1 protein-coding gene is annotated in these 1,744 nt (G+C 70.2%); it reads left to right on the top strand.

What is annotated here, in order from left to right; all coding sequences use genetic code 11:
* The coding region (locus ACIPIA_RS15615) for a translocation/assembly module TamB domain-containing protein (RefSeq protein WP_465246965.1) at positions 1 to 1,744 on the top strand (1,744 nt) is incomplete at both ends.

The raw sequence follows: 1,744 nt of genomic DNA, 5'->3' as shown, positions 1-1,744 counted from the left end.
CGACGATCCGCGGGCCGGTCGCCGGGCCCACCGTCGTCGCGACGCTCGATGCGCAGGACGCGACGATGCCGGCCGGCCGCTTCGGCAAGGTCGCGCTCACTTTCAATGCCACGCCGACCGGAACCATCGGCGAGCCGGGCACGCGGATCACGCTGACCTCCGATGGGGAGGCGAGCGGAATTGCCCTGGCCGACAAGGCACTGGCACGGGCGGTGGGCGACAGGGTCACCTTCACCCTGCGCGGCACCGGGCAGGACGACGGCACGGCCGATTTCGAGACGCTTAAGCTTGCCCTGTCCGGTGTCGAGCTCGACTACAAGGGCAAACTGGGCCAGACGCGCGTCCTCGGCCGGCTCGAGGCGGTCCTGCCGGATCTCGCCCGGCTCAGCGGCCTCGCGGAGCGTCCGCTCGGAGGCAGGGCGGAGATCGCGGCCGATCTCGACGCCAACCCTCGTCTGAACAATTACACGGCTACGCTTGACGGCAAGGCCGAGCGCCTTGCCACCGGAACCGCGGTGGTGGACCGGCTGCTTGCGGGCAGTCTGACCCTCGCCGGGCGGGTCAATGCACTGGCCGGGGACTACACGGTGAATGGCCTGCGTGTCGCCGGACAGCATGCCAGCTTCACCGCGGACGGTTCAATCGGCCGGCAGCAATCCAGCCTGAAGCTGGCGCTCGGCTTGCCGGATCTCAGGCGGGCCGACCCGCGCCTGTCCGGCCGTGGCGATATCACCGCCGAGATCACGGGCCCGCAGAACAAGCTCGATGCGACTGCTCGCATCGCCGTCGCCAATGCGACTGCGCTGGCCCGGCCGATACCGCGCCTGACGATAGACGCCATCGCGAAGGACCTGCAGGGCGCGCTGAACGCGACCATCAACCTGAACGGCGAAGTGGATGCCAAGCCGGCGACCGGGCGGGTCCAGCTTGCCCGCCAGCCCGATGACGGCTGGAACCTCTCGACCCTGGACCTTGCGATCGGCTCGGTCCGGCTCAACGGCGGGCTCACACTCGATCCCGCGAGCCGCGCCGCCGGGCGCCTGACTCTGGCCGCGCGCAATCTCGACGACCTGTCAGCTCTCGCGCTCGCCAAGCTCGGCGGCCAGCTCGACGCCGAAATCGTTCTGGCGACCCCGGGCGGGCGGCAGGACCTCGACCTGACGGCACGGGGCGCGCGCCTCGTCGGCCCATCGATCTCGATCGACAAGCTCGATGCGAAGGTCGGCGCTCGCGATATCTACGGCCGCCCGATGCTCGACGCCGCCATCGCCATAGATCGCGCCGTCGCCGCGGGCGAGACGATCAGCGCAATCCGCTTCGACTCGAAGGGCGCGCCCGATGCAAGCGCTTTCACGCTGAGCGCGGACGCGCGCGGCTTCGCGCTGAAGGGGGCGGGCCGGCTTGTTCCGGGCGAGCCGCTGAAGCTCGAACTCGCTTCCTTCGACGCGCGCCGCGAGGGACGCGCCATCACGCTCGCCAATCCCGCGGCCTTCAGCTTTCCCGCCTCCGGCGTCGAGATCGCCAATCTCGCCCTGATGATCGACCGCGGCCGGCTCACGCTGGAAGGGCGCGCGGGCGAGACATTCGACCTGCGCTTCGCAGCCCGAGACGTCCCGCTTTCGGCGGCTCGCATTGCCGCACCCGCCCTGAACCTGGGCGGCACCTTGAATGCCGAGGCTCAGATCAAGGGCAGGCCGGGCGACCTCTCCGGCCCCTGGAAGCTGCGAATTGCCCAGCTCGTCAC

This window comes from Allobosea sp. CER48 (assembly GCF_044752385.1).
In the GTDB taxonomy this organism is placed as follows: domain Bacteria; phylum Pseudomonadota; class Alphaproteobacteria; order Rhizobiales; family Beijerinckiaceae; genus Allobosea.
The sequence above is the reverse complement of the archived record's forward strand: the minus strand, read 5'-3'. Positions and strand labels throughout refer to the sequence as shown.